This window comes from Kineosporia rhizophila, assembly GCF_021277265.1.
In the GTDB taxonomy this organism is placed as follows: Bacteria; Actinomycetota; Actinomycetes; order Actinomycetales; family Kineosporiaceae; genus Kineosporia; species Kineosporia rhizophila.
This window is the reverse complement of sequence record NZ_JAJSOH010000028.1, coordinates 51,064-73,328: the sequence shown is the minus strand read 5'-3', so window position 1 is coordinate 73,328 and position 22,265 is coordinate 51,064. Positions and strand designations below refer to the sequence as shown.

The 22,265-nt window shown below is 69.6% G+C and carries 26 protein-coding genes; 16 read left to right on the top strand and 10 right to left on the bottom strand.

Annotated features, from left to right (window positions below; genetic code table 11):
* Positions 1–192: 192 nt before the first annotated feature.
* The gene (locus tag LWF15_RS29080; RefSeq protein WP_232814159.1) at positions 193–609 is read left to right on the top strand and encodes a GNAT family N-acetyltransferase; all 417 of its coding nucleotides are present in this window, start codon (positions 193–195) and stop codon (positions 607–609) included.
* On the opposite strand, the gene LWF15_RS29075 is transcribed toward LWF15_RS29080, so the two are convergent.
* Entirely contained in the window at positions 586–1,842 is a 1,257-nt protein-coding gene (locus LWF15_RS29075) for an MFS transporter (protein WP_232814158.1), read from the bottom strand. The genes LWF15_RS29080 and LWF15_RS29075 overlap by 24 nt on opposite strands.
* Before the next feature lie 71 nt (positions 1,843–1,913).
* On the opposite strand from LWF15_RS29075, the gene LWF15_RS29070 reads away from it, so the two are divergent.
* Both LWF15_RS29070 and LWF15_RS29065 read left to right on the top strand, forming a co-directional pair.
* Positions 1,914–2,831, top strand: a complete 918-nt coding sequence (locus tag LWF15_RS29070; protein ID WP_232814157.1) for a LysR family transcriptional regulator — start codon at positions 1,914–1,916, stop codon at positions 2,829–2,831.
* A gap of 108 nt (positions 2,832–2,939) precedes the next feature.
* Entirely contained in the window at positions 2,940–3,173 is a 234-nt protein-coding gene (locus LWF15_RS29065; protein ID WP_232814156.1) for a DUF6458 family protein, read from the top strand.
* 15 nt (positions 3,174–3,188) lie between these two features.
* On the opposite strand, the gene LWF15_RS29060 is transcribed toward LWF15_RS29065, so the two are convergent.
* Both LWF15_RS29060 and LWF15_RS29055 read right to left on the bottom strand, forming a co-directional pair.
* Complete coding sequence (locus LWF15_RS29060) at positions 3,189–3,866, bottom strand: maleylpyruvate isomerase N-terminal domain-containing protein (RefSeq protein ID WP_232814155.1); 678 nt, start codon at positions 3,864–3,866, stop codon at positions 3,189–3,191.
* A gap of 115 nt (positions 3,867–3,981) precedes the next feature.
* On the bottom strand, positions 3,982–4,977 hold the full coding sequence (locus tag LWF15_RS29055) for a site-specific integrase (RefSeq protein ID WP_232814154.1): 996 nt from the start codon (positions 4,975–4,977) through the stop codon (positions 3,982–3,984).
* Between the two features lie 89 nt (positions 4,978–5,066).
* Between LWF15_RS29055 and LWF15_RS29050 the strand changes: the two genes are divergently transcribed.
* Positions 5,067–5,855, top strand: coding sequence for a class I SAM-dependent methyltransferase (locus LWF15_RS29050; protein ID WP_232814153.1), 789 nt, complete (start codon positions 5,067–5,069; stop codon positions 5,853–5,855).
* A gap of 173 nt (positions 5,856–6,028) precedes the next feature.
* Here the strand turns inward: LWF15_RS29050 and LWF15_RS29045 are convergent, their stop codons facing one another.
* A complete protein-coding gene (locus tag LWF15_RS29045; protein ID WP_232814152.1) occupies positions 6,029–6,595 on the bottom strand; it encodes an NUDIX hydrolase in 567 nt (188 codons plus the stop codon).
* A gap of 56 nt (positions 6,596–6,651) precedes the next feature.
* Here LWF15_RS29045 and LWF15_RS29040 point away from each other — a divergent pair, with 56 nt between their 5' ends.
* From LWF15_RS29040 to LWF15_RS29025, 4 genes are all read left to right on the top strand, one after another.
* Positions 6,652–7,503 (top strand): phosphotransferase family protein, encoded by an 852-nt coding sequence (locus LWF15_RS29040; protein ID WP_232814151.1) that lies wholly within the window; start codon positions 6,652–6,654, stop codon positions 7,501–7,503.
* A gap of 105 nt (positions 7,504–7,608) precedes the next feature.
* Positions 7,609–7,815 (top strand): hypothetical protein, encoded by a 207-nt coding sequence (locus tag LWF15_RS29035; RefSeq protein WP_232814150.1) that lies wholly within the window; start codon positions 7,609–7,611, stop codon positions 7,813–7,815.
* Positions 7,816–8,197: 382 nt separating this feature from the next.
* Positions 8,198–8,746 carry a DUF1062 domain-containing protein gene (locus LWF15_RS29030; protein WP_408624232.1) on the top strand — a complete coding sequence of 183 codons (549 nt, stop codon included), beginning with the start codon at positions 8,198–8,200 and terminating at the stop codon, positions 8,744–8,746.
* A gap of 108 nt (positions 8,747–8,854) precedes the next feature.
* Positions 8,855–9,820, top strand: coding sequence for a tyrosine-type recombinase/integrase (locus tag LWF15_RS29025; protein WP_232814148.1), 966 nt, complete (start codon positions 8,855–8,857; stop codon positions 9,818–9,820).
* A gap of 19 nt (positions 9,821–9,839) precedes the next feature.
* Here the strand turns inward: LWF15_RS29025 and LWF15_RS29020 are convergent, their stop codons facing one another.
* Together LWF15_RS29020 and LWF15_RS29015 are read right to left on the bottom strand one after the other, a co-directional pair.
* A complete protein-coding gene (locus LWF15_RS29020; protein ID WP_232814147.1) occupies positions 9,840–10,376 on the bottom strand; it encodes a hypothetical protein in 537 nt (178 codons plus the stop codon).
* Between the two features lie 89 nt (positions 10,377–10,465).
* Positions 10,466–10,786, bottom strand: coding sequence for a winged helix-turn-helix domain-containing protein (locus LWF15_RS29015; RefSeq protein ID WP_232814146.1), 321 nt, complete (start codon positions 10,784–10,786; stop codon positions 10,466–10,468).
* A gap of 184 nt (positions 10,787–10,970) precedes the next feature.
* Here LWF15_RS29015 and LWF15_RS29010 point away from each other — a divergent pair, with 184 nt between their 5' ends.
* Complete coding sequence (locus LWF15_RS29010) at positions 10,971–12,377, top strand: MFS transporter (protein WP_232814145.1); 1,407 nt, start codon at positions 10,971–10,973, stop codon at positions 12,375–12,377.
* Positions 12,378–12,513: 136 nt separating this feature from the next.
* On the opposite strand, the gene LWF15_RS29005 is transcribed toward LWF15_RS29010, so the two are convergent.
* Positions 12,514–13,131: a MarR family winged helix-turn-helix transcriptional regulator gene (locus tag LWF15_RS29005; protein ID WP_232814144.1), complete on the bottom strand. Its 618-nt coding sequence runs from the start codon at positions 13,129–13,131 to the stop codon at positions 12,514–12,516.
* 146 nt (positions 13,132–13,277) lie between these two features.
* Here LWF15_RS29005 and LWF15_RS29000 point away from each other — a divergent pair, with 146 nt between their 5' ends.
* Positions 13,278–13,910, top strand: coding sequence for an FMN-dependent NADH-azoreductase (locus LWF15_RS29000; RefSeq protein WP_232814143.1), 633 nt, complete (start codon positions 13,278–13,280; stop codon positions 13,908–13,910).
* Positions 13,911–14,046: 136 nt separating this feature from the next.
* Positions 14,047–14,457, top strand: coding sequence for a DUF4180 domain-containing protein (locus tag LWF15_RS28995; RefSeq protein WP_232814142.1), 411 nt, complete (start codon positions 14,047–14,049; stop codon positions 14,455–14,457).
* A gap of 177 nt (positions 14,458–14,634) precedes the next feature.
* On the opposite strand, the gene LWF15_RS28990 is transcribed toward LWF15_RS28995, so the two are convergent.
* Positions 14,635–15,741: a tyrosine-type recombinase/integrase gene (locus LWF15_RS28990; RefSeq protein WP_232814141.1), complete on the bottom strand. Its 1,107-nt coding sequence runs from the start codon at positions 15,739–15,741 to the stop codon at positions 14,635–14,637.
* Between the two features lie 102 nt (positions 15,742–15,843).
* Here LWF15_RS28990 and LWF15_RS28985 point away from each other — a divergent pair, with 102 nt between their 5' ends.
* From LWF15_RS28985 to LWF15_RS28975, 3 genes are all read left to right on the top strand, one after another.
* Positions 15,844–16,548: a histidine phosphatase family protein gene (locus LWF15_RS28985; RefSeq protein ID WP_232814140.1), complete on the top strand. Its 705-nt coding sequence runs from the start codon at positions 15,844–15,846 to the stop codon at positions 16,546–16,548.
* Positions 16,549–17,014: 466 nt separating this feature from the next.
* A complete protein-coding gene (locus LWF15_RS28980; protein ID WP_232814139.1) occupies positions 17,015–17,167 on the top strand; it encodes a glycosyltransferase in 153 nt (50 codons plus the stop codon).
* A 57-nt stretch (positions 17,168–17,224) separates the two neighbouring features.
* Positions 17,225–18,130 (top strand): alpha/beta fold hydrolase, encoded by a 906-nt coding sequence (locus LWF15_RS28975; protein ID WP_232814138.1) that lies wholly within the window; start codon positions 17,225–17,227, stop codon positions 18,128–18,130.
* Positions 18,131–18,157: 27 nt separating this feature from the next.
* Here LWF15_RS28975 and LWF15_RS28970 read toward each other — a convergent pair whose 3' ends face one another.
* Complete coding sequence (locus tag LWF15_RS28970; protein ID WP_232814137.1) at positions 18,158–18,967, bottom strand: DUF3152 domain-containing protein; 810 nt, start codon at positions 18,965–18,967, stop codon at positions 18,158–18,160.
* A 306-nt stretch (positions 18,968–19,273) separates the two neighbouring features.
* Here LWF15_RS28970 and LWF15_RS28965 point away from each other — a divergent pair, with 306 nt between their 5' ends.
* On the top strand, positions 19,274–20,038 hold the full coding sequence (locus tag LWF15_RS28965) for a dienelactone hydrolase family protein (RefSeq protein ID WP_232814136.1): 765 nt from the start codon (positions 19,274–19,276) through the stop codon (positions 20,036–20,038).
* Between the two features lie 78 nt (positions 20,039–20,116).
* On the opposite strand, the gene LWF15_RS28960 is transcribed toward LWF15_RS28965, so the two are convergent.
* The gene (locus LWF15_RS28960; RefSeq protein ID WP_352396579.1) at positions 20,117–20,515 is read right to left on the bottom strand and encodes an NUDIX hydrolase; all 399 of its coding nucleotides are present in this window, start codon (positions 20,513–20,515) and stop codon (positions 20,117–20,119) included.
* Positions 20,516–20,616: 101 nt separating this feature from the next.
* Here LWF15_RS28960 and LWF15_RS28955 point away from each other — a divergent pair, with 101 nt between their 5' ends.
* Entirely contained in the window at positions 20,617–22,080 is a 1,464-nt protein-coding gene (locus tag LWF15_RS28955; protein ID WP_232814134.1) for an FAD-dependent monooxygenase, read from the top strand.
* The last annotated feature ends 185 nt before the right edge of the window (positions 22,081–22,265 follow it).

The window sequence follows — 22,265 nt, the reverse complement described above, 5'->3', positions numbered from 1 at the left end:
CCCAGCCGGGCGCATCAGCACCGGCGGCCGTCCAGACCTCGTACCCGGTACCCAGACGCAGGTGGGGTGACGAGCGCAAGGCGGGGGCGGCCCGCTGCTCGTCGGGACCACTCTAGGTGCCTACCGCTCACCCTGTCCGGCAGATGAAGAGCTCATGACCGAACCGTGACCTCCCGCACCTAGGCTCACGCCGTGATCACCCTGCGCACCGCCCGGCCGGGCGACCTGGACGCCGTCCTCGCCTTCTGGCAGGTCGCCGCCGAGAACGACAACCGGCCCGCGGACTCCGCCACTGCCCCGGAGAACCTCCTGGCCCGCGACCCCGAGGCCCTCGTCCTGGCCCTCGACGACGACACCGTCGTCGGCAGCGTCATCGCCGGCTTCGACGGCTGGCGCTACCACCTCTACCGCCTCTCCGTGGCCCCCGGCCACCGCCGCCAGGGCATCGCCACCGCCCTGCTCGAACACGCCGAGAACCGCTTCCGCGCCCTGGGCGCCACCCGCAGCGACGCCATGGTCCTCGACGAGAACGTCACCGCCCAGAGCGCCTGGTGGGCCCGGGGATACCGGGTGCAGGAAGACTGGTCACGCTGGATCAAACCCCTCTGACCCCTCTGCTGGATCTGCTCGATCTGACCGCAGAGCCCGGGCGCCGATGACCACCAGGGCGCTCGCGGCCAGAACCAGACCGGCGAACAACGCCACCACCCCGGGCCACTGCCAGCCGCCGAAGAACACCCCGCCGACCCACCCCAGCACGCTCGAGCCCAGGTAGTAGAAGAGGGTGTACAGCGAAGCCGCCTGGGCCCGGCCGATCTCGGCCCGGGCACCCACCCAGCCCGAGGCGATGGCGTGGGCACCGAAGAAGCCTCCGGTCACCACCAGGAGCCCGGCCGCGATCGCGATCAGGTTGTCCACCAGCGTCAGGCCGATCCCCGCGAGCATCGTGCCCGAGGCCAGCATCAACACCGCCCGCCGCCCGAGCCGACCGGCCAGTCGCCCCGCCTGCCGCGAGGACAGCGTGCCCGACAGGTAGGCCAGGAACAGCAGCGACGTCACCGCCGCGCTCAGCCCGAAAGGCTCCGCCTCCAGGCGGAACCCGAGGTAGTTGTACACCGCGACGAACCCGCCCATCAGCAGGAACGCCTGGGCGTACAGCACCAGCATCCCCACATCGCGCAGATTCACCCCCACGTTGCGCAGCACGTCCCCGGCCCGCACACCCCGGTCCCGCACGAACCCCCGCGCCGGCGGCGCCAGCACCACGAACGTCACCGAACCCAGCGCCGCCACCAGCCAGGCCACCGCCACACCCCAGCGCCACCCCCACACCTCGGCCACCGGCCCCGCGATCATCCGCCCACTGATCCCGCCCAGCGTGGTACCCGAGACATACGTAGCGGCCGCCACCATCGCCTGCGACGAACTGACCTCCTCATGCAGGTACGTCACCGCCAGCCCGGGGATACCGCCCAGCGCCAGCCCCTGCAGCACTCGCAGCACCACCATGGCCTCGAAGCCGGGGCACACCGTCCAGGCCAGCCCCAGCACCGCAGAGGCGACCATCGCGATCCGCATGGCCGTCAGCCGCCCGATCCGGTCCGCCACCCACGACCACGGCAACACCCCCAGAGCCAGGCCCATCGTTGCCGCCGACACCAGCAACGCCGACTGCGCCTCCGAGACCCGCATCGACCGCGCCACCAGCGGCAACACCCCCTGAGGGGCGTACAGAGCCGCGAAACACGCGATCCCCGCACACAGCAGGGCCCACACCAGCCGCCGGTACTCCCGCGATCCCGGCTGATGCCCCGCCCACGTCCCGCGCGCCACAACACTCATGCCGCCGACGGTAGGCGGGCCTCAACCACACGCACCAATGCATGAATGAAGCACACGCATAGCATCAACGCATGGAAGAGCCCGCCACGCTCAGAACCGTCCTGGCCACCCTGCCCCTGCTCAGAGCCATAGCCGACACCGGAGGCATCTCCGCCGCAGCCGACGAACTCGGCCTACCCCAGTCCACCGTCAGCCGCGGCATCGCCCGCCTCGAACACCACCTCGACACCAGCCTGCTCGAACGCGACGGCCGCGGCGTCCGCCTCACCCCGGCCGGCCACGAACTCGCCACCACCGCCCGCCGCACCCTCGAGCACGTCACCGAGACCATCACCCACATCCGCGCCGACACCGCCCGCCGCAACAACACCGTCTCCGTCGTCTTCCAGAACTCACTCGGCCGCGCCGTCATCCCCGCCCTGGTCAAGGCCCTCGTCACCGAACGCCCCGGCACCCGCGTCAACCTCCGCCAGGGAGGCCGCGCCTACTGCATCACCGAATTCACCGCCGGCGCCGCCGACCTCGTCCTCGTCGCCCCACCCATGGACCCCCAGCCGAACACCGCCACCGCCAGCCTCTACACCGAGCACCTCATCCTCGCCGTACCCCGCACCCACCCCTACGCGACCCGAAAAAGCCTGCGTCTGAACGAACTCCACAACCAGCCCACCCTCGGCCTCGCCCCCGCCTACGGCCTGCGCGACATCACCGACAGCCTCCTCAGCCAAGCCGGCGTCCGCATCACCTACGCCTTCGAAGGAGAAGACGTCCAGACCGTCCGCGGACTCGTCGCCGCCGGCCTCGGCCTCGCCATCCTCCCGCCCGAAGGCAACACCCCCGACCTCACCGAGATCCCCATCGACGACCCCCACGCCACCCGCGAACTCGCCGCCTCCTGGCGCCCCGCCGACACCACCCGGCCAGCACTCGCCGCCCTCACCACTATCCTGGGCAGCGACCCCTCCTGGCTCCCCGGACCGGCCCACTGACGGACGCACCGAGTTGCAGGCCCCACTGCCCGGATGAACACTCGCCACTAGTCCGATTCGCCCGCAATGTTCGCCAGCGGAAGTTCGCCCGGAACAAGGGAGAGACTCATGTACGTCGGCGGTGGCATCGCACTACTCGTGATCGGCGGAATCCTGGCCTTCGGGGTCAGCGACCGCTTCGACGGCCTCGACCTGACCGTCATCGGCTACGTGCTCATGGCCGGCGGCGTCCTGGCCATCGTGCTGTCCCTGGTCATGAACAAGCAGCGCACCAACACCTCGCACACCGAGGTCGTCGAACGGCGCAACACCGGCGGGAACGTACCCCCGCCCAGCATCTGACCCTCGCAAGACCTCTCAGAAGGCCGAGATCGGCCGCTGCCGCTCACGCCGGGTCAGCGCACCGACCACGGCCAGCTGACCGTGCCGCCGCACCGACAACCTGGCAATCAGCTCGACCACCGGCATGAACACCCGCTCGGGGAAACCCGGGGCCGGCACGTCCAGACTGACTGCCAGGTCGTCGGCATGCACCACCAGCTCCAGCATCCGGGTCAGCAGGAACGCATCCCGCGACAGCGCCCACCCCTGCCAGGGCAGCGCCACCCGCTCACCCGCAGAGCCACCGCTCAGCAACGCGGAGACCTCTGCCGCGCCCGCCGCGAAACGCTCGACCAACGCCTGCACACCCTCCTGCGCCAACTGCTCGTCCGTGGACCGGTCGTTCTCCGGATCATCCGGCGACGTCGACGTCACCCACGCCGCCCGCGCATAGTGCTCATCCGCCCCGTCCTCCAGCAGCGGCAGCTCAGTGGGCCGCTCAATGGGCAAGCCGCTGGAGAGGTCGCTGGGGGAGGGGAGGAGCAACTGCTGCGCCAACGACACCTGCCGGCCCAGGTGACAGGCCAGAGCCCCCACCGACATCTTCGGCAGAGCACTCGGCAGATCCCACCGTTCACCCAGCACCGGCAGCTGCAACAGAGCGCCCACCGGGGTAAGAGCATCCAGGAACGCGGCGTCGTAACGGCTGTTCACAACGCCCGATCCTGCCGCTCGTGATGGGGTTCGGCAAGCAACTTGAGGCTATTGGTGATAACAGGCTATTGCATGAGCTTTCACATTCGCCACAAGACCAACCCGGAGGCGGAGGTCAGCCCAGCTGGTCGGACTCCTCGAGCGTCTGCAGCGAGCGTCGCAGGTGGTCGAACGACAGGGGCAGGTGGCTCACGGGAACGCCGTCGCGCCCGAGGGGGAGCGAGGTGCGTGACCCGGCGGCGAGTTCGGCGTTGAAGTTCTTCGCCTGGCCTACGTAGCTGCGTTCCAGGCCTCGCGGGTGCAGGGGCAGTCCGGCCGGCCGAATGACTCCCTCGTCGGTCGGGGAAGCTCGCACCGACACCCACAGGCTGTTCGGGGGACTGCCTTCCAGGCGGGACACCAGTACCTGCCGTACCTCGAGCCATTTCTCCAGCAGGCGGCCCAGGGCCTGGTCCATCGTTTCGCGGCCGGTGTAACCCGCGGGGACGGGCTGGTCCGGGGCCAGGGGGAGTGCCGGGATGGTCACCGTGCCGTCAGCGGTGGACCGGACGTCGTCCACGGTCATCTGGCACAGGTCGACTGGCCGCAGCGGCGTGGTGATCATGACCCCGAGCATCGCGGCCATCCGAACCGCCGCTTTGGACGGAGGATCGATGGCTACCAGGTCGAAGGCCACATGACGCAGAGCGCGGGCGTTCATCGGGGTAGGGGTGCGCAGTTGGACGGCGGGTTCGGTGTGCGTGATCGGTGCGCTGCCGTTGGCCAGGGCGAGTGCGCGCAGGGCGGCTGCTCTCGCCCGCGAGGCGGCCTGGCTCTTGGCGGCGCCTTCCTTGGCAGCCAGGATGCCGGTGGCGGCCCAGGGGAGGAACCAGGCCGCGAACTCCTCGGAGATGATCTCGGTGACGTCGATCCGTTGCGCGGTGGTGGAGACCTGCTCGGGGAGGGCCTCGCGGACCTGCTGTTCGGTGGGTACGTCGCCGTGGATACGCTGCAGGGCGGCCGCGGTCAGAGCCTGGTTGAGGGCCCACTCCCGTTGCCGGCGGGTGGAACGCGAGGCCCCGGAGCGCTCGAGAACGCCGAGGTACGAATGGATCGCCGTTCTAGCCTGCATGGGTCGGATGATAACAGGCTGACCGCCTCAAATCTGCCCTCTGCAGAACATGTATCAAGGACCGGCAAGAACGGGCAGGCTCCGCAGGCATGGACTGGGGAGCCGGACGGTACGAGCGCCAGGCACGGCAACTATTGCCGGCGGTCGAGCAGATTGTGGACGAGTTGGCCCCGGTAGCAGGAGAAGTCGTCGTGGATGTGGGGTGCGGCTCGGGTAACGCGACGGTGCTGGTCGCGGGTAGGGGAGCGCGGGTCACCGGTGTCGATCCATCACCACGATTGCTCGAGGTGGCATGCGAACAAATGGACGTTCGTGGTCTCGTCGGCCGGTTCCACCAGGGGGACGCGGCGAACCTTCCACTGGCTGCCGGGTCGGCGGACGCGGTGATCTCGTCGTTCGGGCTGATCTTCGCGCCCGATCCGTCGGCTGCAGTGCAGGAAATCGCCCGGGTGCTGAGGCCCGGTGGGCGTCTGGTGTTCTCGGCCTGGCTGCCGGAAGGGGCGATGGCTGCTCAGGGTGTACTTGTCCAGAGTCTGTTGACCTGCGACAAGAGCCTTTCCGCGAGCTTCGCGTGGCACGATCTGGAAGCGGTGGCCTGCCTGCTGAACCCGTTGGGCTTCTCGGTCTCCCGCCGCATGTGCAGTCTGGCTTTCGTGGGGGAGTCCCCGCGCGCGGCCGCCGAGGCGGAACTGGCCAACCATCCGCGGTGGGCGTGGCTGCGGGAGGTGGTGGGCGCCGGGCCGCGCTGGGACCAGGCCTGCGAGGCCCTGGTCAGCGTCTTCGAGGATGCGAACGAGGATCCGGCCGCTTTTCGGGTAACCTCCAGGTTCATTGTCTACCGCGCCGTTCTGGACGCGGTTCCGAGCGAAAAACCATGAGTAGCAGCATGTTTTGATAACAGGCTTTGAGCAGCCATACCGATTTCCGGACAAGAACTCAACCCGCCCGGAACGACGGACCTTCCCGGCTGAGGGAACTGCCGGCTGAGGGAACTGCCGGCTGAGGAACTGCCGGACCGAAAGGCTGGGGCTGGGGCGCCTGCCTCTCGGCACTACAAGGCGTTGAGGGCCCGGCCCAGATGCGGATCGAACCGCCGGGGATCAGCCGCCTGGATCTCCTCGCGCCGCCACCAGCGCACCCCGGCGAACTCGGCCTCGTCGGGCTTGAGTGCCTGGTTCTTGGTGCCGGCCAGGGCGAACCAGAGGCTGATGTCGGTGTGACGGTTCTCGGGCACGTCGTTGGTCTCGGTGACGGTGAGCAGGAAGGGTTTCTCGCCGAGTATCGGGTCGGGGACGGCGGTGATGCCGAGCTCTTCGACGACCTCCCGGCGGACCGTTGCGTAGGGGTGCTCACCTGGTTCGACGTGGCCGCCGGTGGGCAGCCAGAGTCGGGCCGCGCGGTGGTCGCAGAGCAGGACGCTTTCGGCTGCGCGGTCGACGAGCATGAAGTAGCAGACCAGGTGCGGCGACGGGGTGGCCGGTTTGGCGCGGCGGAAGATGTCGTGCGTGCCGGCCAGCCACTCGAGCGTGGTGGCCCGGTGGGCGCGGCCGAGTTCGTCGAACGGGTTCAGGGCTGCGACAAGGGTGGTGATGGCCGCGTGCAGGGCTGCCTGGTCCATGGGTGAAGACTGCCAGGCACCACCGACAGTCTTGGCCGGGCGCCTATCCTCGTTCTGTGACAACGGGGTTCGAGCAGCTCAGCGAGCGGCAGCAGGAGGTTCTGGGGGAGTGGCTGCCCGGTGCCGAGGTGGTGCGCGACCACAGCTGGGGCCTGGTCGGCACCACGGTGCTGGAGGTGCTGCAGGCCGGCGAGCGGTTCGTGGTGAAGGCCGGTGACGAGCGGGATCGTCACCTGGCGCGGGAGATCCGGGCGCACGCCGAGTGGCTCGAGGTGTGGGTGCGGCAGGGCCGGGCGCCGCGTCTGGTGTGGGCCGACGCTGCTGTGAAGGTGCTGGTGACCCGGTACCTGCCGGGTGTTCTTGTCCTCGGATCGGAGGGTGAGTTCGTGCCGGACACGTATCGGCAGGCAGGGGAGTTGCTGGCCGGTTTCCACGGGCAGTTCAGCACGGTGGACGTGGATTTCGAGGCGAGCGCGAAGGTGAAGGCGTTGTGGTGGCTGGGGCAGCCGCACGGGATCGACCCAACTGTTGTCGAGCGTCTGGGGGAGGTTGTCGCGTGCTGGCCAACGCCGTCCATTGTTTGTGTGCCGACTCATGGTGACTGGCAGCCGCGCAACTGGCTGGTGCACGAGGGGGTGGTCAGCGTGATTGATTTCGGTCGGGCGGCGGTGCGGCCGGCGGTGACGGATTTTGCGCGGTTGGTGGCGCAGCAGTGGCGTGGTCGGCCGGATCTGGAGGCGGCGTTCTTCGAGGGGTACGGCGAGCGGCCTGGGGATGTTGGGGCGTGGCAGCGGGATCGGGTGCGGGAGGCGATTTCTACTGCGGTGTGGGCCAGGCAGGTGGGTGATGAGGAGTTCGAGCGTCAGGGGTTGCGGATGATCGATGACGCGTTGGCTGCGCTGGGCTGAGGTGCCTGGCGGTTATCTGTGGGGGACCTTCTCAGCAGGCTAGATGTCATAATGTTCATTATCGGCGTTTGCTGTGGGTGCTGGGGAGTGGTGCCGGCGGGGCTGGTGTGGGTCATTCTTGTGGACGGGGTCGTGCAGGTGGATGTGGAGTCGTCCTGGCGGTTCCGGACCGAGACGCTCGAGCATCCGGAGTCGGGTTCACTGTCGGTGCTGGAGCTGGATCGTCCGTTCGACCTGGGCATGGTGGGCGCACGCTTCGCGCGGGTTTTCGGGCCGGAGCGGGATGTGCCGATGTCGCTGGTCAGTGGGTGAATGCCTGAGATCAATGCCGGGGTTGGATGCCTGGACCGGGGCCCTGCTCCCCCGGCCGGTCCGGCGGTCGTTCCGGTTACTCTGCGTCAGTCGGGGAGTGCCGAAAAGCGTTGTGAGGCAACGGCTTTCGCCTAGATAACTGTGATTATCTGGTGCTGGGGTCCTGTTGCGGAAAATGGTTCGCTGCATGCTGCCGCCTGACCGTACGGTGCCCTCGAGTCCGTGTCGTCGGGGTTGGGACGTGCCGTTGTACACCCTGTGAGTTTCTTCCTGCGCTGAGTTGTCGCGCGTTGCCCTGCGGGTGGCGTGCTCCTTCGTGCTGCGGATTTCTCACTGAGATCGGTGTACTGCTGTGCTCAATACCTGGCTCAACACGTGGGCTGTGGTGCCCACTGACCTGCCCACGATCGTCCGTCGTTGTCATGTCTGCGGCGCCAACCGGTTCCGGGCGTCCGGGAAGTTCCGGGTCAACGCCCATCACAAAGTTCTCGACGCGTGGTTGCTTCTGCTGTGCACGCGGTGCGGTGACACGGTGAAGCTGACGGTGCTCGAGCGGGTCGGTGTTCGCGCTGTGCGCCCGCAGATGCTCGCGGCGCTGCACGGGAACTCCCCCGCCCTGGTGTCCGACCTGCTGCAGGATCCGCGAGTGCTGGGGCGTAATGGCGTGGCCCTGGACTGGCGTGGGTGCTGGCGGCTGGACACGTCCGGCTCGGTCGGCCTGGAGCAGTTGGAGGTGCCCGGGGTGGATGCGCTGGAGGTGTCGGTGCGGTTCGGTGCGCCGGTGCCGGTGCGCCCGGTCAGCCTGATCGCGGAAGGGTGTGGGCTTTCCCGGGGTGAGGTGAAGCGCCTGGTGGTGGACGGGAAGCTGGTGTCGGGGATCCGGCTGGGTGGCCTGGTCCGGGCCGACTTCGCGTTCACCGTGAAGCCGTGAGGCTGTGACGTCGTGAAGCCGTGATGTTGGGAGCAGGGGTGGAGGTTGCCCCTGCTCCCCCACGCCGTGTGTCTCGTTGGCGTGAGGCGTCTCTGACATTATGGACAGGTGTTCGAGTCCCAGCTGGAGCCGGTCGATGCGGAGGCCGGGTCGTTCCTGCCTGATGAGTTCGAGGTCGGGAACGGGGATGCGTGGCCTCATTTCGTGCGGGCGTGGCTGATCGCGCAGCGGGCTCAGAACACGGTGAGGACGTATGCGACGGCTGAGCTGCAGTGGCGTCAGTTCTGCGCGGGGCGTTCGCTGCATCCGCTGGAGGCGCGGCGGGGTGATGTGGACGACTGGCGTGGGCATGTCACGGCGACGGGTGGTTTCCATGGGCGGCCGGCGTCGGCGAACACGGTGCGGTTGAAGCTGGCTGCGGTCTCGTCGTTGTATGCGTATCTGGTGGGGGAAGACATTCTGGCCTCCTCCCCCGCGGCTCACATCAAACGTCCTCGGGGTGGGGATTTCTCGGCGACGGCGGCGCTGGACACGGGTCAGGCGGCGAAGTTCCTGGCGGCGGCCGAGGGGCTGGGGGAACTTGCGTACGTGGCGATGCGGATCCTGCTGGGCCGGGGGCTTCGGGCGACCGAGCTGGTGAGCCTGGATGTGGAAGACGTGCGTCAGCACTTCGGGCACGTGACGCTGACGGTCACGCACAAGGGTGGCAAGCGTCAGGAGCTGCCGCTCTCCCCCGGTACCGGGCACCTGGTGTCGGAGTACATCGGCGAGCGCGCGGCGGGGCCGTTGCTGGTGAATGCGGTGGGTGGGCGGTTGTCGTACTGGGATCTGTACAACCTGACGGTGCGGGTGTCGCGGCGGGCTCGGGTGGGGCTGGATGTGACGCCGCATGTGTTGCGGGCGTCGCACGCGACGATCTATCTGGATCAGGCGGGGGCGCAGATCGATCGGCTGCAGGACGGGCTGGGGCACGCGAGTCTGAACAACACGAAGGCGTATGACCGGGGGGCGGGGACGTTGTCGCGGTTGGCGAGTGTGGCGACGGCGGTGGAGGACGCGTTCTTACTGGGGTGACGCGCTGAGGGCGGTGCTGTCAGGGGTGGGTGAGTTCGTTGATGGCGGGTAGGGCGTGGTGCTGGACGGCGGTGGCGATTTCTTCGGCGACGGGTTCGGTGGGCCGGCGTGGGGAGATGTACCACCACTTGTCGGCGAGGCCCATCAGCTGGCCGAGTCGTGCGATCGGTGGGCCGCCGGGGCCGTAGTGGGTGCTGGTGGTGGGTTCGCTGGGCCAGGGGTTGCCGTTGAAGTTGGTGCTGCCGGCGCGGAAGGTCGCCCAGGCGGTGTGGGAGGTGGCCAGGATGTTGACGGTGAACTGGAAGCTGGCGCTGTTGTTGGCCCAGTACTCGTGCAGGCCCAGCAGGACGTGGTGGCCGGGTACCGGTAGGCGGAAGTCCGTGAGGTCGGCGGGGTCGGTGGTGGTGGGGCCGGGGTCCTGGCCGATGATCTGGAACGCGGGGCGTGGGCTGGGGGTGCGCGGGTCGAGGGTGGGAGCGATGAAGCCCAGTTCTTTGAGGCGGGGGGTCAGCTCGTCGCCGAGCATCCGCAGGTAAGCGTCGCGCGCTGTCTCCACGGGGTCATAGTTGCAGGTGGTGATGAAGTGGTGATCAACCGGTCATCATCTGGACGTTGACCGGTCTGTCTCACCTGCCGGTTCATAATTCAGGGGCCGGGTGGGACGAGGCGGTACCCGAGGCCGCGGACGGTCTCTATGCGGGGGCCGTGGGGGCCGCCGGTCGCGGCGAGCCGGGCGCGCAGGGCGGCGATGTGGACGTCGAGTGCCCGGTGGGCGCCTACCCAGGTGACGTCCCAGACCGCCTCGAGCAGGTTCTGGCGGGGCACGGTGTCCGCGTGCGCGTCCAGGAGGGCGCTCAGGAGCGCGGACTGCTTGGTGGTGAGCGTGGTGGCGCCGGCCGGTCCGTGCAGGAGGCGGGTTGCCGGGTCCAGGTGCACTCCGATGTCGGGGAGGTCGTGCGGTCTCATTGTTCTCGGGTCTCTCCCCCGGGTCGGCCGTTCGTGGTTGCTCAACGGTGTCGGGGGTGTGGGACCGGTGGGCTCCTGCAGCGCAAAGTCTCTGTAAAGGTTCGGGCCTGAGGGTTTTCCGGTGACCTGTGGTCTACGTAGCGTTGTCGGGTCGGCATCGGCGCCGGAACGGGGTGAGTGACGTATGACGGGTACGTTCGCAGACGCTGGGGATCCTCGGGATCTGGGGCAGCCGTCCCCCACCTCGGGGGTCACGCACCGGCGGGCGGTGCTGAACACGATCCGGGGGTCGCTGGGCAATCTTGTCGAGTGGTACGACGTGTACGTCTACACGGTGTTCGCGTCGTACTTCGAGGACAAGTTCTTCGCCGGTGACGAGCCGAACGCCGGTATCTACACGATGGCGATCTTCGCGGTGACGTTCCTGATGCGGCCGATCGGCTCGTTGTTCTTCGGCCGGTACGCCGACCGGCACGGGCGTCGCCCGGCGCTGGTGTTCAGTGTGAGTCTGATGGCGGCGGCCTCGCTGGTCATCGCCGTCACCCCGGGGCGGGAGCAGATCGGGGCCGCGGCGGTCGTGGTGCTGGTGCTGTGCCGGCTGCTGCAGGGTTTCGCGACCGGCGGCGAGTACGGCACGTCGGCCACGTACATGTCCGAGGCGGCTACCCGCGAGCGGCGGGGGTTCTTCTCGAGTTTTCAGTATCTGACGCTGGTGGGTGGGCATCTGCTGGCGCAGTCGGTGTTGCTGGTTCTGCAGGTGGTGCTCTCGGAGGAGCAGATCGCGTCGTTCGGGTGGCGGATCGCGTTCGGGATCGGTGCGGCGGGGGCGCTGGTGGTGTTGTACCTGCGCCGGCAGATGGACGAGTCGTTGTCGCCGGTGGATGCTTCGCGGCGGCGTTCGGGGTCGCTGGTGGAGTTGCTCACGGCGTACCCGCGGCAGTTGCTGGTGTGTTTCCTGGTCACGCTGGGCGGGACGGTGGCGTTCTACACGTACAGCGTGAACGGGCCCTCGACGGTGAAGGCGGCGTACGAGGGGCAGGGGATGACGGCGACGTGGATCAACTTCACGTCGTTGGCGGTGCTGATGCTGTTGCAGCCGGTGGGTGGGCTGATCAGTGATCATGTGGGCCGCAAGCCGCTGCTGGTCTTCTTCGGTGTCGGGGGCCTGGCGTGGACGTGGCTGGTGGTGCGGGTGCTGGGTGAGGTGTCCTCTCCCCTGCTGTCGTGGGTGATGCTGGTGGTGGGGTACGTGATTCTCACCGGGTACACGTCGATCAATGCGGTGGTGAAGGCGGAGCTGTTCCCTGCGCATGTGCGGGCGCTGGGTGTGGGGTTCGGGTACGCGCTGGCGAACTCGGCGTTCGGGGGTACGGCGCCGGTGCTGTACGAGGCGGCCAAGAAGAACGACTGGGTGCCGCAGTTCGCGTTCTACGTCATGGCGTGCATCGCGGTGTCACTGGTGGTCTACGTGTTCGTGCTGAAGAACCGCGCGCCCACCTACCTGGATGCCGAGTCGCGCAGTGGAAACGGGGGAAACGGTGGGGACGGCGGTCTGGCGGCGAGCGCGGCTGTGGGGCCGATCCGTCCCTGACACGGATCAGCCCCACAGCCTTCACAACTTGTACCGCCCGAACCGGGGTCGGCGCTCCCGGTTGCCCTTATTGCCTCCTGATCCGGCACATGGGTCCAGCACATGGGTCCGGCACGTGCGCGGGTCGTGGTGCGGCTCAGCTGGCTTCGAGGCACTCGCTGTGGTCGTCCCCGTCGCTGTCGGGCTGGGTGGGGGTGTTGGTCTGGGGGGTGTTCAGGCCGGCCAGGGCCCGGCAGGCCTCGTGGGCGCTGGGGTCCTCCTCGCCGGCGAAGAGCTGGTCGAGCTGCTCCAGGGTGGCGGGTGAGGTGGCCTGCAGGATCTTGCGCAGGGCGTGCTGGAGCTGGTCGAACTCCTCGTCGCTGAGCGCGTCGACGACCAGGTGGCGGACCGTGCGCACGTGCCCCGGTGCGGCCTCGGTGATCTTGGCGACTCCGGCGTCGGTGAGGACGGCCTCGATCGAGCGGGGCCCGGTGCGGCAGTTGCGCCGCTGGACCCAGCCGAGGCGCTCGAGCCGGGTGACGGCGTGCGAGAGCCGCGACGCCGAGCCCAGGGCGCTGCTGGCCAGGGTGGACATCTGCATGGCACGGCCGGGTGCCTCGGACAGGGCCGCGAGCACCGAGTACTCGTAGAAGTTCAGGCCGGTGTCCTGCTTGAGCTGCTGTTCGATCGCGGCCGGCAGGGCGGTGAGCGTGGCCGAGAGGTGGACCCAGTTGTAGAGCTGGGCCGGTGACAGCCAGGGGGTGTCATCACTCACACCACCAGGATAGTGGATTGAACATTCAACTCGCGCCTGGCAGCATCATCATGAAGTTGAACATTCAACTCGCTGATCCGGTTGATTCCGGGCGTGGGCCGAGAGCGTCCCTGCCCGGGCATCCCCGTCCTTCTGGGAGCCCCACCATGACCCTGCTGCGTATCGACGCGAGCATCCTCGGCCCCAACTCCGCCAGCAGTGAACTGGCCGACCTGGTCCTGTCCGCCTGGCAGGCCGAGCGCCCGGCCGAGCAGGTCGTCACCCGCCACCTCGGCTCCGAGCCGCTGCCCGCCGACGCCTGGGCCACCGCGATCGGCGCCGGGTACACCCCCGAGGACCAGCGCACCGACGAGCAGAAGGCGGCCGTGGCCCTGGCCCGGGACCTGCGCGCCGAACTGCAGTCCGCCGACCACGTCGTGCTGGCGTTCCCCCTGTACAACTGGGGCGTCTCGCACCACGTGAAGAACTGGATCGACCTGGTCCAGGCCGGCGGCGACCCCAGCGAGCGGATCCTCGAGGGCAAGCCGGTGGTGCTGCTGACCACCCGGGGCGGCAACTACTCGCCCGGCACCCCCAAGCACGGCTGGGACCACTCCACCCCGTTCCTGCGTCGTGTCCTCGCCGAGGTGTGGGGCGCCCAGCTCAGCGTCGTCGAGCGCGAGTTCACCCTGGTCGGCGTCAACCCCGCCCTGGACCAGTTCAGCGAGCTGGGCGCGCAGCTGAAGGCCGAGGCGCACGCCGCCGCCAGCGCGGCCGGTAAGCACCTGGCCTCTGCCTGAGAACCCGCCTGCGGTGAAGAGCTCCAATTGAGGACGGGTCGGGCCGGCGAGCGTCGCAGCCTCGCCGGCCCAGCCGTCCCCCAGGTGTGGGAAAACCACTCGGGCCGAGGGCTCCGGGCTTCCTAGACTCCCCCTCATGACCTCAGGTGAGCCCGTTGCGGGCCGGCCCTCCGCTCCAGGCGCCGACGTCGTGGAGACCATCGGCGACGTGCAGGTGCTGGTCTGCGATCCGCACGGGCCCGTGGTCGCCGGTGAGGCCGATGCCCTGGACCTGGTCGGCACGGCCGCCTGGCAGGGCGTCGGCCTGGTGATCCTCCCGCTGTCGCGGCTCGGACCGGACTTCCTGCGCCTGCGCACCGGCCTGGCCGGCGCGATCACCCAGAAGTTCGCCAACTACCGGGTGCGCCTGGCCGTGGTCGGGGACATCAGCGCGCACACCGCAACCGGGACCGCGCTGCGGGACTTCGTGGCCGAGAGCAACCGCGGGCAGCAGCTGTGGTTCCTGGACGACGTGGCCGCGGTGCGCCGTCGCCTCACCGGACGCTGACGCCCACCAGGGGACCCGGAAGACCCTGGCCCACCCCGACCCACATCTGGCCTGACCGGATCTGGCCTGGCCCGGCTCGCCTGACCGGGCTGACCGGGCTGACCGGACCCGGCTCGCCTGACCCGCCTGAGTTGGCCGACCTGTCTGACCTGGCATGACCTGGGCTGACCGGGCTGGTTACAGGCCCAGGCTCTTGGCGGCTGCTCCGTCCCAGAGCGCGCCGCGGCGCATGTACCGGTCCACCGCGGCCGAGCGCCAGTCTCCGTCGGCCATGATCACGTGCCGGGCCACCCCGTTCTTGGCCGACTGCGTGGCGAAACCCGCCCGCAGCGAGTGTGCCCCCCACGTGCCCGGCAGGCCGGCCGCCTCCGCGCGCTGCTGCACGATGGTCCGGATCACCTGCGGCGTGAACCCGCGGGGGCCGACCGTGCCCCACCGCGTCACCGGGCGGAACAGCGGGCCGGCGTCGATACCGGCCAGGGACAGCCAGTGCTGCACGGCGCTGACCGGGCAGGTGGCACGGGCGGCGCCGCGTGGGACGGCCCGTGGGTTGCGCTCGGTGCCGGCCTGGTCGCGTTTGGTCCAGCGGGGCGTGATGACCAGTCCCTCGACGTCCTCGCGCAGGTCGGCGACCTCCAGGCGGGCCAGCTCCGAGCGGCGCATCGCGGTGGCCAGGCCGACCAGGATCACCCCCTTGTCGCGGGCGCACAGCAGCTGGGTCTTGCGTACCGCGCGCTCGTCGTCCAGTTCGCGGCGGGCCTGCTGCAGGTCCTCGTCCATCACCGAGACGATCCGCTGCACGTCGCGGACCATCAGCGCCGACATCTGCCGGACCAGGCGCTCCTGGTCCTGCCGGGCGTACCCCTGCAGCCGCAGCCGTAACTGCCCGTCCTGCCGGGCCGAGGGCAGCCCCAGGTCCGCGTGCCGGGCCCAGATCGCCGACAGGTGCTGATTGATCGTGGGCAGGCTGGCCGGGACCGGCCGGTCACGCAGGTGCGCCACGAACGCCCGCACCGTGGAGGCCGTCGCCGGAAGCGCCATCAGCGAGTTGTTCGCCGCCCACCCCTCGAACACCTCCCACGCCCGCCGGTACGCCTCCCGAGTGGAAGGCGCCAGCGCGTCCTCGGCCGCCTGCGCATCAATGACCGCCAGCCGGGCCACGTACTCGTAGGCCGGGTCCAGCCCGGACTCACTCGACCCACTCGACCCGCTGCCGGGCACCACCACTTCCGAGCTCCCGGGCCAGGTTTCGGGCTCACGGTCCGGCACGGCATCAGGAAGCATGCACCGCATTCTGCCCGATAGCGGCGGATTCGAGACTGTCGGAGGGGGCTGGTAGACAACGTGCACCAAGCCGCACGAATCGTCACAACCACAGGGGGCCCGATGGCACGCACCACGCTGTACCTGGTCCGCCACGGCGAGCAGCAGGCGCCCGGGCCCGCCACCCTCACCACCGCGAGCGCCGTCCCCGGTGAGGCCGACCCGGGCGAGAACGACCTGGGTCTTTCCGATCGGGGGCGTGTCCAGGCCCAGCAGCTCGCGCGACGCCTGGCAGGCACCCGGTTCGACACCATCCATCACAGCAGCCTGCCAAGGGCCGAGCAGACGGCCACGATCCTGGCCCAGCACCTGCCCGGAGTCCCGATGCACGCCTGCGACCTGGTCAAGGACCGCACCCCGTTCCCCGCCGACCCACAGCCGGGCCGACCCGGGCACGACTACCCGCAGCGCTACCAGGACTTCTTCGAGGCCGTACCGCTGCAGGAGCGTGACCCCGGAGCCGTGCGACTGCAGCAGGCGGTTGAGCACCTCAGCGCTCTCAGTGCCTGCAGCGGCCCGGAACAGGCGGGCCAGGAAAGTCAGGCGAGTCAGGCGAGTCGGGCGGGTCAGACCGATCAGGCTGAGCGGGTGGACCTGGTAGTCACCCACAACTTCGTCATCGGCTGGTTCGTGCGGCACGTGATGCAGGCCCCGCACTGGTGCTGGCTCGGCCTGAACCAGGCCAACTGCGGGCTCACTGTCCTTCAGTGGGAGACCGGCCGCCCGGCCACCCTGATCAGCTTCAACGACGTGGGGCACCTGTCCTGAGCGGAGCCCTGCCCGCTCGCCCTGGCCCTGGCCGCGCACCAGTCGCGCACCCCGGACCCGCCGTCCGCCTGAGCACGCCCACCACCAGCAGACTGCTCAGTTCTCCACAGGACGGGCCGGACGGACAGACGGGCGAGCGCGGTGAAGAAATGAACGGAGTCACGACCCTGCGCGCCACCCACAGACACGGACCATCATTCGCCTCAGTCCTCTGCCCGAGAGCTTCCCAGGACATACGAGCGTTGAGCTGGCCGGACGACGACACTCACGCGGCAGAAGATATGGACGCCTCGGAGGCAGCTGAGCGCAATCCGTGAGACATGCTGGTGAACGCCCCTCGCCGCCGGACGATGGGCCGCGGTCCACCATCTGCCGATCGCCGGCGACGCACTTCGTTGCCATGTTCCGAAACCTCCGCCCAGACCCGCGGGAGGTAGCTGCCCGTCCAGGCCTCGACCAGCGCCTCGTGCACGAGCAGGACCGGGCCGCGACGATGGGCCGGGCCGACCGTGAGCGCGTGCTGCAGCACTTCACCTGGGACGAGGTGGCGCGGCGGACGGCCCGGCTGTACCGCGAACTGCTGGGCGGAACGGGCGGAACGGACCGGCCGCGCGCATGATGGAGGACGTGAGCATGGTGGGCGTCCTGGGCACGACCATGTACCTGCGGGACACCCATGTACCTGCGGGACACCGGGGCAGGCCGGCCCGTCCTGTTCCTGCACGGCAACCCCACCAGTTCCCACCTGTGGCGGCACGTGATCGCCGGGCGCAGGCCGGGCTGGCGGTGCCTGGCGCCCGACCTGATCGGCATGGGCCGCTCGGCCCGGCCCTACCTGAGCTACTCCTTCGCCGACCACGTCGCCCACCTCGAGGAACTCCTGCTCACCCTCGAGCGGCCGGAGGGCTCGGCCCAGGACGAGAAGGACGAGAAGGACGAGAAGGGTGGGCTGGACGGGCTGGTGGTGGTCGGGCACGACTGGGGTGTGGCCCTTGGGCTGGACCTGCTGCGGCGCCGTCGGCGGCGCGATCTGGGGCAGGTCACGGCGATCGCGGTCATGGAGGGCCACATCCGGCCCCTGCCCGGCTGGGAGGCGTTCGACCCCGGCGGGCGGGAGCTGTTCCAGCGTCTGCGCACCCCACAGGTGGGTGAGCAGATGGTGCTGCACGACAACTTCTTCCTCGACACCCTGCTGCCCGCGGCCCTGCAGCGGGCGCTGACCGAGGACGAACTGCACGAGTACCGCCGTCACTACCCCGACCCGCACTCGCGGCGGGCCCTGCTGGACTGGGCCCGGCAGATCCCCGTCGCCGGCGTACCGGCACCCACCCACGCAGCCCTCGAGGCAGCCGCCGTCAACGCCACCCGTTCCCCGGTGCCCAAGCTGCTGATCACCGCCCCGGGAACACCGATCGTCACCCCCGAGGTCACCGACTGGTGCACCCGGCACCTGCCCAACCTCACCGTCACCGACGTCGGCGAACCCGCGGGGCACTTCCTGCCCGAGGACCGCCCGAAGGCGGTCACCGACGTCCTCTGGCAGTGGCTCGAAACCCTAAAATCTCCCGGAAGTGCCCGCTAGGGGCCACGATTGAGCAGGAAAGCCGGGTCAGGCGCTGGGGATGGGGTCGTTGTAGGCGCCGGCCGGGCCCTCGTACAGGCTGCCGTTGACCCGGGGCCAGGCGTTGGCCTTGCAGCCGTGCAGGCCCAGCGTCTGCTGCTGCATCACCGGCGCCTTACGGCCGCTGCCGGTGCACTTCTGGTGGTGGTGGCCCAGCCGGTGCCCGGTCTCGTGGTTGATCATGTACGTGCGATAGGTCTCCAGCGACGCCCCGTACTTCGGCACACCCTTGGCCCAGCGCGCCACGTTCAGCACCACCCGGTCACCGTTACGGCAGGACGTGTACCGGTCGGGGTTCGCGCGGGTGGCGTCACCGCACAGCGAGTCGCGGGTCTGTGGTGTGGCCAGGTAGATCGTGAAGTCGTACTCGGCCGAGTTCGGCACCCGCTGCAGCCGCACCTGCCCGGTGCCGACCCAGCTGCGCTCGTCCGAGAGCGTCTGCACCACCCGCGCGGCGAACTGGTTGGCGGTGACGCCCTTGATGTCCTTCTCCACCGACACCCGGTACCTCAGCAGCGGCCCCCGCGACCCCGCCACCGCACTGCGGCCCGTCGCCACCTTGAACGCCTTCCTCCCGGCCCGCGGATACGTGATCTTCGCCTTCTTGGCATCGGCTTTGGCCTTGGCAGCCGCCAGATCACCCCCGCTGACACCGGAGACCGGGCCGGCAGCACCGGCGGAGACAGCGGTCACGGCCAGCAGGACGCCGGCGAGCGCCGCGGCCGCGAGCGCACGGACCGCGGGACGCCAGGCGGAGGCAGAAGGGGAAGGGGATCGGTGAGGTGCAAGAGGTGACACGCTCGCGAGGCTAGTTATTGCCCGATCGGGCAGCCACACTTATGCACCCGATGTGAGCAAGATCCGCAGGCATACTGCCCGACGCTGCCCGACCTGGGTGGATACGCCCACATTCGGCGAGCTCCGGAAAACCCCGCGCCACCTGCGGGCGTGGCGTGGTAACTTCACCGGCAGCAACGTACGAGGCACCCGCGTGAGTGCCCGGCACAGGGGAGGTGAGACCGATCAACGCTATGACGGACCGGGCCTCCCACCCCTACCAGCCCTAGGGAGGGCCCGCACCAGGGCATCCCGAAAGGCTTCACCATGCATTCCACCGCATCGTCCCTCACTGACGAGTCGGTCACCGACGGCGTCCTCGAGCAGTCCTTCACCGTGGGCGAGGTCCCCGGTGTCCTGTTCTCCCCCGCGGACGCAACGTCCCCTCGTCCATTGATTCTGCTCGGACACGGGGGCGGGCAGCACAAGAGAGCCCCCGGTGTGCTGGCGCGCGCCCACCGGTTCGTCCGTGAGCTCGGGGCCGCCGCCGCGTGCGTCGACGTGCCGGGGCACGGCGATCGCCCGGACCATCCGCAGTTCGGCCCGATGGCCGCCCGCAACCAGCAGCGCGTCGAGCAGGGCGAGCCCCGGGCGCAGGTCATCGCGCAGTTCCAGGCCGTGGTCGCCCAGCAGACCGTGCCCGAGTGGACCGCCGTCCTCGACGCCCTGCAGGAACTGCCGCACGTGGGCGCCGGGCCGGTCGGCTACTGGGGTCTGTCGCTGGGCTGCGGCCTGGGAGTGCCGTTCGTGGCCGCCGAACCCCGCGTGCGCGCAGCGGTCCTGGGCTGCGGCAGCGCCCTGGCCGGCGCCGAGCAGGCCGCCCGGATCACCGTGCCGGTGCAGTTCCTGGCGCAGTGGGACGACGAGTTCATCTCCCGCGAGCAGTCCCTGGCCCTGTTCGAGGCGTTCGCCTCCACCGACAAGACCCTGCACGCCAACCCCGGCGGCCACGCAGCCGTCCCCCGCCACGAGATCGACAGCGCCACAGCCTTCTTCGGCCGCCACCTCGAACCGCTCGCCACCGCAAGCTAGGGGCCGCGCCGGCCCGGGCGTGACGTTGCTGCGTCCTGCCGGGCCGGCGCCGACTGTCAGCCGAGCCAGTGCAGCGGGTCAGTGCAGGACGCCGCGCTCGTGCAGGTGGTCGAAGATCAGCTGGTCCACCGGGGACACCCGGTGCCGGTCGGCGTAACCGAACCAGACCAGTTCGGCGATCTCGTTGTCCGGTTTCAGATCGCCCTCGTAGCCGGCGGTGTAGCAGGTCATCTGCACGATCTCGCCGTCCGGGCGCCCATGGGCCTGCGCCTGGAACGTCTTCAGGTGCACCGCGCTCGCCACCACGATGTCCACGCTCAGCTCCTCCCGGACCTCCCGCACCAGCGTCTGCACGTCGCTCTCCCCGGGCTCACGTTTACCGCCCGGCAGGTAGTAGACGCTCTTACCGGCCGAGAGGGTGCTGAGGATCAGCCCGTCCACGACGTGGATCCAGGCCACCTTGTCGATCGCGATCACCATGAAGCGCTCCCCGCAGACACAACCCACTCACCGACAGATCAACCCGCAAACACTACGACCCCCGGCCACCAGGCCACTCACGAAGGGCCGACCCCCTGATGAACAACGAGACGTACGACGTGATCATCGCCGGCTGCGGGCCGAGCGGAGCAGTGCTCGCCGCCGAACTACGCCTGCACGAGGTGAACGTGCTGGTCCTGGAACGCGACACCGAACCCGCCCCCTTCACCCGCATCGTCGGCGTGCACGTGCGCAGCCTCGAACTGCTGGCCACGCGCGGCCTCCTGGAAGGCCTGCTCGCACACGGCCGCAAGCGCCCCGCCGCAGGACTCTTCGCCGCCATCAGCAAACCCGCTGCCCCCGGCCCGGACTCGACCTACGGCTACCTGCTGGGCATCCCGCAACCGGTGATCGTGCGCCTGCTGGAGGAACACGCCCTGCGCCTGGGCGCCCAGGTGCGCCGGGGCTGCGAGATCACCGGGGTACAGCAGGACGAGCAGGAGGTCAGGGTCGAGCTGAGCGACGGGCAGCACCTGCGCTCGCGGTACCTCGTCGGCTGTGACGGCGCCCGCAGCACCGTCCGCAAACTGCTGGGCGTGGGCTTCCCCGGAGAGCCCACCCGCGCCCAGACGCTGATGGGTGAGATGCACGCTGCGGCGCCCGCGCAGGAGATCGCCGCCCGGGTGCAGGCGATCGCCCACAGCGTCAGACCGTTCTGGGTCAGGCCTTTCGGGGAGGGGATCTACAGCATCGTCCTTCCCGCCGCAGGCATCACCGACCCCGCACAGCCGCCCACGATCGAGGACTTCCGCAGCCAGCTGCACGCCGTCGCCGGCACCGACTTCGGCATTCACTCCCCCCGCTGGCTCTCACGCTTCGGGGACGCCACGAGACTGGCCGAGCAGTACCGGGTGGGGCGGGTGCTGCTGGCCGGCGACGCCGCGCACATCCATCCCCCCATCGGCGGGCAGGGCCTGAACCTCGGCCTGCAGGACGCCTTCAACCTGGGCTGGAAACTCGCCGCCCACGTGCACGGCTGGGCACCGCCCGGGCTGCTCGACACCTACCAGGCAGAACGCCGCCCGGTCGCCGCGGACGTCCTCGACAACACCCGCGCCCAGCAGCACCTCTTCTCACCCGAACCGGGCGCCCAGGCCGTGCGCCGCCTGCTCACCGAACTCATGGACATCGACGAGGTGAACCGCCGGCTGACCGCGAAGATCACCGCCACCGACCTCCGCTACGACTTCGGCCCCGGCCCCGACCTGCTGGGACGACGACAACCCGACATCGAGACCAGCAGCAACGGCCCGCTGTACAGCCTGATGCACGCCGGCAGAGGCCTTCTCGTCGACGGCACCGGCCGGCTGAACACAGACGGCTGGCCCGCCCGCGTCGACCGCCTCGCCGACCCGGCCGTCACCGAGGCCGCGCAAACACCGGCCCTGCTCCTGCGCCCCGACGGCTACATCGCCTGGACCGGCGACGACCAGCAGGACCTGAACGAACACCTCACCCGCTGGTTCGGCGCACCAGGCCAGCCCCGAACAACACCGAATTGAGGACGGCGGCTCGGGCGGGGCCGAACAGTTGGTTCGGTGGGGGCAGGAAGCTTGTCGCCACCGTGCCCGGCCCTGACGTTCCGTGCTGGATCCAATCTTCTGTCAGAGCCATTCTCCCGGCGATACACATCGAAGGTCCGGGCGGCCGAGCTGTCCGCCGACGCAGAACTTTTGACGCTCAGCTC

Coding starts and splice junctions, on each gene's coding strand:
- LWF15_RS28975 (WP_232814138.1), top strand. CDS start 17,225: ATGTACCTGCGGGACACCGGGGCAGGCCGGCCCGTCCTGTTCCTGCAC.
- LWF15_RS29050 (WP_232814153.1), top strand. CDS start 5,067: ATGGACTGGGGAGCCGGACGGTACGAGCGCCAGGCACGGCAACTATTG.
- LWF15_RS29015 (WP_232814146.1), bottom strand. CDS start 10,786: ATGAGACCGCACGACCTCCCCGACATCGGAGTGCACCTGGACCCGGCA.
- LWF15_RS29070 (WP_232814157.1), top strand. CDS start 1,914: ATGGAAGAGCCCGCCACGCTCAGAACCGTCCTGGCCACCCTGCCCCTG.
- LWF15_RS29075 (WP_232814158.1), bottom strand. CDS start 1,842: ATGAGTGTTGTGGCGCGCGGGACGTGGGCGGGGCATCAGCCGGGATCG.
- LWF15_RS29055 (WP_232814154.1), bottom strand. CDS start 4,977: ATGCAGGCTAGAACGGCGATCCATTCGTACCTCGGCGTTCTCGAGCGC.
- LWF15_RS28985 (WP_232814140.1), top strand. CDS start 15,844: ATGGCACGCACCACGCTGTACCTGGTCCGCCACGGCGAGCAGCAGGCG.
- LWF15_RS28995 (WP_232814142.1), top strand. CDS start 14,047: ATGACCTCAGGTGAGCCCGTTGCGGGCCGGCCCTCCGCTCCAGGCGCC.
- LWF15_RS29000 (WP_232814143.1), top strand. CDS start 13,278: ATGACCCTGCTGCGTATCGACGCGAGCATCCTCGGCCCCAACTCCGCC.
- LWF15_RS28990 (WP_232814141.1), bottom strand. CDS start 15,741: ATGCTTCCTGATGCCGTGCCGGACCGTGAGCCCGAAACCTGGCCCGGG.
- LWF15_RS29065 (WP_232814156.1), top strand. CDS start 2,940: ATGTACGTCGGCGGTGGCATCGCACTACTCGTGATCGGCGGAATCCTG.
- LWF15_RS29010 (WP_232814145.1), top strand. CDS start 10,971: ATGACGGGTACGTTCGCAGACGCTGGGGATCCTCGGGATCTGGGGCAG.
- LWF15_RS28955 (WP_232814134.1), top strand. CDS start 20,617: ATGAACAACGAGACGTACGACGTGATCATCGCCGGCTGCGGGCCGAGC.
- LWF15_RS28965 (WP_232814136.1), top strand. CDS start 19,274: ATGCATTCCACCGCATCGTCCCTCACTGACGAGTCGGTCACCGACGGC.
- LWF15_RS29045 (WP_232814152.1), bottom strand. CDS start 6,595: ATGGACCAGGCAGCCCTGCACGCGGCCATCACCACCCTTGTCGCAGCC.